Source organism: Nostoc sp. KVJ20, assembly GCF_001712795.1.
Classification (GTDB): Bacteria; Cyanobacteriota; Cyanobacteriia; order Cyanobacteriales; family Nostocaceae; genus Nostoc.
Genome location: NZ_KV757567.1, coordinates 25,368 through 31,833 on the forward strand (window position 1 = coordinate 25,368; position 6,466 = coordinate 31,833).

The window sequence follows — 6,466 nt, forward strand, 5'->3', positions numbered from 1 at the left end:
CAATGCCCAATGCCCAATGCCCAATGCCCAATGCCCAATGACAAATGACAAATGACAAATCTTGAAGAATTAGTTCAGGAAATTAACCGCTTTGAGGCAATTATATCTGAGTGGGATGAAAGCCAACGCTGTGTAGCGGTAGGTCTAAAAAGAGCAATTGAAGCCTTGCATAAAGCAGCATTGACTAGTTTGATTAAAAGCCTCAAACAAGAATCAATGTCAGGTTTACGTCATGCTGTTACTGATGAAGTAGTATACGCAGTACTGCTTTATCATGAACTAGTAAAACCACCAAAACCACCATTAACACAGCGCATTCAAACAGCCCTAGAAGAAGTTCGCCCAGGTTTAAAAAGCCATAATGGGGACATTGAACTAGTGGCAATTAAGCCACCAGATACAGTGGAAATTATGCTCATAGGAACTTGTAGCAGTTGTCCGACTTCTACCTTGACTTTATCTCAAGGAGTAGAACAGGCAATCAAAAACCATTGTCCTGAAATTACCAAAGTGGTTGCAGTTAATAAAAATCCTACTATTAACACCACAAATTCTAGTTTAACTAGTCCATTTTCTCCACAGATAACTTCTAGTTGGGTAAAAGTAGCAACTATTGAGCAAGTTCCTGAATTTGGTATATTGGCAGTACAAATTGCTGGGACTTCGCTCATTTTACATCGTCAAGGTGCTAGAGTAAGATGTTACCGTAATGCTTGCGCTCATTTAGGATACTCTTTAGAAGAGGGTAAGATTGAAAATGGTATTATCACCTGTCCTTCCCACGGATTTCAGTACAGATTAGAGACAGGTGAATGCTTAACTGCACCGGATATTTCGCTTCAGTCATATCCGGTAAAGTTTAAGGAGGATAAGGTTTTTGTGAAACTACAAAAATGATCATGCGAAGGTAGCATCTCAGCAAATATATATGGCGATTAGAATTTGCGGTTACTTTGCTTCATCATTTCAGTAATTTACCGAAGAAAGGCAGAAGGCAGGAGGCAGAGGGCAGGAGGTAAGAAGTATCAATTAAAACTTTAGTTCTGGGTCTAAAGCCCAGTTCAAAGCAATAATTATACTGAGACTGCTTGCAGCGAGGTATAAAACGTCCTTGCTTCAATCCCACTCTTTTAAGGGTGGGTTACCTCCTGCCTTTATCCTCCTGCCTCCTGAATCATTCCTTTTACTCTTATTCAAATTTCCGCCAGAAGTCTATTGACTTCTGGCAAATCTATTGAGAAGCTAATAGTTAGATTTACTAATTAATAGAAGTGCATCAAACTTGTGACAATACTGACGGGAAAAATAAATCGATCGCAACCTCCTAGCGAACCAAAGCCGCTAATCCTTGAAACTCAAGGACTCACACGCCGTTTTGGGAAGTTAACCGCAGTTAATAACCTGAGCATATCTGTGGAACAGGGCGAAATATTTGGACTGCTTGGCCCCAATGGGGCAGGGAAAAGTACAGTTATTAAAATGCTGACAACCTTGCTGCCTATAAGTGCAGGGAAAGCAACCTTAGCTGGCTATGACGTGGCTTGTCAATCTAATTCTGTGAGACGGGCTATCGGCTATGTGCCCCAAGCGCTGTCTGCTGATGGTAGCCTCACAGGTTACGAAAATCTCTTAATCTTCGCCAAGTTGTATGGAATAACTGCCAAAGGACGCGATCGCCGCATCTATGAAATTTTAGAATACATGGGTTTGCAAGATGCAGCGCACCGCTTAGTACGAAATTACTCTGGTGGGATGATCCGCAAGCTGGAAATCGGCATATCAGTTCTACATCAACCCCAAATTCTGTTTCTTGATGAGCCGACTGTCGGACTAGATCCCATCGCTCGAACTCAAGTATGGCAACTTGTACTACAACTCTGTGCTGATTACGGCACAACTATATTTTTAACAACCCACTTTTTAGAAGAAGCGGATAGCTTATGTAACCGAGTGGCGATTATGCAGCAAGGTGAAGTCGTTAGCACAGGCACACCAACCGACTTAAAAGCTTCTTTAAATAACCCAAATGCAACTTTGGATGATGTCTTTATTCACTATACAGGCGACCAGCTAACATCAGGAGTCAACTACCGTGACACAGCAAGAACCAGACGTACTGCTCAACGGTTGGGTTAAATCACCACCCACTGTCCGAGTAAATTTGATCTCTGCAATTAAAGAGCTAGTTATCAAAACCCTAGCGATCGCGGAATTGGAAATCCGTAAACTCCGGCACGATCCCACGGATTTAGTCGTTCGGGCTGTGCAACCAGCTTTATGGCTGCTAATTTTTGGGCAAGTTTTCGCCCGAACTCGCGCGATTCCTACAGGGAATTTACCCTATTTAGACTTCATTTCTGCTGGCATCTTGGCTCAGAGTATTTTGTTTGTGGCAATTTTTAGTGGTGGAATGACGCTAATCTGGGAGCGAGATTTAGGGATTGTCCATAAATTTTTAGCTAGTCCTACGCCTCGTGTGGCGATGGTGTTGGGCAAAGCCCTGGCATGTGGGGTGAGGTGCTTATCTCAGGTAATATTCATTTACGGATTAGCATTTTTATTAGGTGTCAAACTAAATCTTCATCCCCTAGCTATTCTTCAAGTACTGCTGCTAGTCATAATGGGAGCGGGTTCTTTTTGTATTTTCTCATTAATTATTGGCTGTTTGGTGAAAAGCCGAGAAAGGATGACGGGTATTGGACAATTGTTAACCATGCCGTTATTTTTTGCGAGCAATGCCATCTATCCGATTTCTTTGATGCCCAGTTGGTTAAAGTTCATTTCCCATTTAAATCCGTTGACTTATCTGGTTGACGGGTTACGTAGCACTATGCTGTTGAATGGCACTAGCATCTATGGCTTTGGTCTGGATTGTACAATTCTCTTATTCACATTAATCATTTTGGCCATCCTTGGTGGAAAACTTTATCCACGGGTGGCGATGTAACTAGGAGAACAAAAAGCCCATGACCTTGGATAAACCTAATCAAGGTGCAACTTCCGAAGAATGTGCCGCTAGAGTAATGGAGACAGTTCCATTAGTGATGCGGTTTATCCGAGCGGATATGCGTGCTCATAGTGCCGCTTTTTTATCTATACCTCAATTGCGATCGCTAGCATTTATCAACCGCAATCCTGGGGCTTCATTATCTGATCTGGCAGAGCATTTAGGTGTCACCTCTGCCACAGCATCAGCAACCATAGAACGCTTGGTACAACGCGACTTCGTGAAACGGATTGCTCATCCTCAAGAACGGCGGCGGGTGCTGCTCAATTTAACTGAAGATGGAAGGCATCATCTGAAGCAATCCCAAGATCAAACTCGCGCTCATATTACCGATTTGCTCAAAGGTCTTTCAGAAGACCAAATTTCCAACATTGAAGAAGGCTTAACTCTACTAAAAAATGTCTTCGAGAAAACAGAACTCAAAGCCCCATAACTTTGAGGTTGCACAGCACGATCCCTTTGCAGCCTTTAAGTTTCGAGACTATCGGCTATTTACCATCGGACGGCTGGTGCTGTTCGTGGGGTCGCAAATGCAAACTGTAGCGATTGGCTGGGAACTCTATGAGCGGACTAACTCAGCGATCGCTTTAGGTGGTGTAGGGCTAGCGCAAGTCCTACCGATGATTATTCTCACGTTAATTGCCGGAGATGTTGCCGATCGGCGCGATCGCAAACTCACTATGTTACTGTCGGTGATACTGCTAGCCCTCTGTTCCCTAGCTTTAGGAGTACTTTCCTATACTCAGGGTACAATCTTTCTAATTTATGCCTGCTTGGTTTTAACAGGTGTCGCTAGGGCATTCCTCAAACCTGCCAGTGATGCTCTGATGTGGCAATTAATACCTGTCAGCGCCTTTACCAATGCAGCTACTTGGAATAGTAGTAGCTTTCAGTTAGCCTCAGTCATCGGCCCAGCCTTCGGAGGATTTGGGATTGCGCTACTAGGAAGTGCTACAGGAGTTTATGTATTAGCTGCGATCGCTGCGTTTTTGTGTTTTCTTTTAACGCTGGCGATTAAAGAGCAAAAAGCCATCCGTACAACCGAACCAATTTCATTTAAAGCACTTGCAGCTGGTGCTAAATTTGTTTGGCAGAATCAGTTGATTTTAGCAGCGATCACATTAGATATGTTTGCTGTATTGTTGGGTGGTGCGATCGCGCTTCTTCCCATCTTTGCAAAAGATATTTTACATGTGGGGCCAGTAGAGTTGGGATATCTCCAAGCAGCAAACTCTATCGGTGCTTTGACTATGGCCATTACCCTGGCGTATTTACCACCGTTACGCAAAGCAGGACCAGCCTTATTATGGTCAGTAGTTGGCTTTGGCGTTGTCACAATTATCTTTGGACTTTCTCGTTCTTTTTGGCTATCTATGTTAATGCTGATTCTCGGTGGCGCACTAGATAGTATTAGCGTTGTGATTCGCCATACATTAGTTCAAATCAGAACACCAGATCATTTACGTGGTCGGGTTGCTGCGATTAATAGCGTGTTTATTAGTGCCTCGAATGAATTAGGGGGCTTTGAATCAGGTTTGACTGCTGCTTTATTTGGCCCAGTTATTTCTGTTGTCGGTGGTGGAATTGGCACAATTGTAGTGGTAATTGCTACCGCAATGATTTGGCCGGGAATCCGTAAATTAGGAGCTTTACAGGAGTATAAATAGGGCTTGCTGAAAAAGTATGAAAAAGCAATTCTTTTGGGTTGACTAGTTATTCAAGCAAAATGAAAGATAAGCTTTTGTTGTTTCTAATTAACAAAATAATAACTTTCAGTTATAGGGAACTGCAAAAAAGGTGCAGTTTTCAAAAATAGACATAAAAAAGCATAAAACACCCGCGACAGGTGAGTTATTGATTCATCACTAAAAAAGTAATAGCAATTGCAGTTTCAGAAGTATGGGAAAGTTTCGCCATCACTCGATTGAGGCTAAACCTTCTTTTAGCTTGCCCAAATTTTCCTTCAATACAATTACGAATTCTCTCAGATTCTAAATCTTGTTTCTTTTTTTCTTTACTAACATTAGCAGGTGATCTTCCCAAAGGAGGGCCACTCATGATAATACCTCTTTCTTTGCACCAAGCTCTATTCTCTCTTGTGCGATAAATTTTATCTACATGAACCGATTCTGGATAATAGCCAGTATAATTTTTATATGCTTCTACTTGTGCTTTTAAGTCTCCTGATTCATTAAAATTATCCCAACTAATATGGTCTAAAAATACATATCCATCAAAATAACTAGCTGATAATTTTGCCCCAAATTCCACGGCTTTCCCAGCTTTTCCACGAACAATTGGACGGATATGTGGTTGGCTTAAACTAACAATTCGGTCATCAATACTCTGTTTTTTATTTTCATACAACCATAGTTGTTGACGATAAACTTCTACAACTACAAGCAACATTTTATATTGTCTAGTACTTAGTTTTTCTAGAGTTGCTCCTGATCTGATTAGCTGGTCAATATGAGATAAGTTTCTTTTGATATATTGAAGCTGCTTTTTAATCGCTTTTTTCCTATCTTTTTGGGATACACGACGCTTTTTAGCGACTTCTAAGTAGTCTTTTCTCGCTATTTCCTGATAAGTCCTTGGTTTTTTCTCTAATGTACCTTTTATCTGTTCATAAAGAAGGTCTATTATTCGTTCTGTCTGTTTTCTTACTTGGTTCAATAGCTCGAAATCTGTTGGATAGCTGATGTCTGCTGGCGCACAAGTCGCATCTAATATTAATTTTCCCCGATTTTTTGGCGTGTTATCTTCTTTTTCTAATTCTTCTGTTTTTTTTGAGTTGATTCAGTTGATTCAGTTGCTAAAGTCGAAGATGTTGTCTCTAGTATCCTCTTAACAGTTTCTTGATTTACTTTGTTTACTAAGTCTGCACTAATTCTTTCACGAAAATGGACTAGCATAGATGCATCAAATTGAGCTTCATTAATATAAGATGACATCCCTATGAAGTACTGTAGATAAGGGTTTTCCTTGATTTGTTCTACTGTCTCTCTATCACTTATTCCTAGTTTTTCTTTGATTATTAATGCCCCTAATGCCATCCGAAATGACTTTGCTGGCGCTCCCATCTCTACAGAGAACCCGGATGAATATTCCTCTTCAAATTCTGCCCAGGGTATTAAATTCGCCAGAATAATCCAACGATTATCTGATGACAACTTGCCTGAAAACGGAAATTCAAAGTTCTCTGGTGAGATTGGATTTTGCTCCTGTTTTCGGTACATAGTTATAAAAAGCACACTTGTGTACTGCTGGTCGCGCTTATGCAAGGATTTTGGGCTATTTTACCCTCAAGTCTTGCACCTTAATATACTTCTTTGGTCAGATAATCTATATCCTGTGAGCTTCTCTTTCTTTTTCAGCAACCCCTAAATAGAAATATGGCGTTTACCAGTCTAATAAAGTACACTAATTAAGATAAATTCAGTGCATCTACTCAAGGGT

Annotated in this window: 5 protein-coding genes and 1 pseudogene; 5 read left to right on the plus strand and 1 reads right to left on the minus strand. The window is 41.1% G+C overall.

Translation table 11 applies throughout. The features are described from left to right. Window positions 1–51 precede the first annotated feature (51 nt). The 5 genes from A4S05_RS05410 (at window position 52) to A4S05_RS05430 (ending at window position 4,674) form a co-directional block, all read left to right on the plus strand. Window positions 52–897 (plus strand): NifU family protein, encoded by an 846-nt coding sequence (locus A4S05_RS05410; protein ID WP_069068809.1) that lies wholly within the window; start codon window positions 52–54, stop codon window positions 895–897. A gap of 387 nt (window positions 898–1,284) precedes the next feature. Then, entirely contained in the window at window positions 1,285–2,136 is an 852-nt protein-coding gene (locus tag A4S05_RS05415) for an ABC transporter ATP-binding protein (RefSeq protein WP_069068810.1), read from the plus strand. Continuing rightward, complete coding sequence (locus tag A4S05_RS05420) at window positions 2,093–2,947, plus strand: ABC transporter permease (RefSeq protein ID WP_069068811.1); 855 nt, start codon at window positions 2,093–2,095, stop codon at window positions 2,945–2,947. The genes A4S05_RS05415 and A4S05_RS05420 overlap by 44 nt, the downstream gene beginning before the upstream one ends. 19 nt (window positions 2,948–2,966) lie before the next feature. Continuing rightward, entirely contained in the window at window positions 2,967–3,440 is a 474-nt protein-coding gene (locus tag A4S05_RS05425; protein WP_069068812.1) for a MarR family winged helix-turn-helix transcriptional regulator, read from the plus strand. Next, on the plus strand, window positions 3,406–4,674 hold the full coding sequence (locus tag A4S05_RS05430; protein ID WP_069068813.1) for an MFS transporter: 1,269 nt from the start codon (window positions 3,406–3,408) through the stop codon (window positions 4,672–4,674). The genes A4S05_RS05425 and A4S05_RS05430 overlap by 35 nt, the downstream gene beginning before the upstream one ends. A gap of 83 nt (window positions 4,675–4,757) precedes the next feature. Here the strand turns inward: A4S05_RS05430 and A4S05_RS05435 are convergent. Continuing rightward, a pseudogene (locus A4S05_RS05435) lies at window positions 4,758–6,246 on the minus strand (IS5 family transposase). Window positions 6,247–6,466 lie beyond the last annotated feature (220 nt).